1 protein-coding gene is annotated in these 374 nt (G+C 36.4%); it reads left to right on the forward strand.

What is annotated here, in order from left to right:
* Positions 1-15: 15 nt before the first annotated feature.
* Positions 16-374, forward strand: a 359-nt coding sequence (locus GNE10_RS35100) for an AAA-like domain-containing protein (RefSeq protein ID WP_260447161.1), incomplete at its 3' end; no start/stop codon positions are given.

A 374-nucleotide genomic window follows, 5' to 3' on the forward strand; every position in this document is an offset into this window, starting at 1 on the left:
AAAGCACCCAAAAAAATGGGCAAAAGTTCCTTGCTCAACCGAATGATTGCTTATGCTAAAGAGCAAAATTATCAAGTAATCTACTTGGATTTTCAAGAAGCAGACGAAGAAGTTTTTGCTTCTCTGGATAAATTTTTGCGTTGGTTCTGTATTTATATCACCAAGCAGTTAAACTTAATTTCCTGTCTTGATGATTTTTGGGATACAGAAATGGGCAGCAAAGTCAGCTGCAAAATTTATTTTGAAGCTTATCTATTACAGCAGATTTCATCAAATCCTGTGATTTTGGCTTTGAACGAAGTGCAGCGAGTTTTTGAACATCCAAATATCGCCCAAGATTTTTTACCAATGCTGCGATTTTGGCACGAACAAGC

The organism is Nostoc sp. 2RC (assembly GCF_014222165.1).
Taxonomy (GTDB): Bacteria; Cyanobacteriota; Cyanobacteriia; order Cyanobacteriales; family Nostocaceae; genus Nostoc; species Nostoc linckia.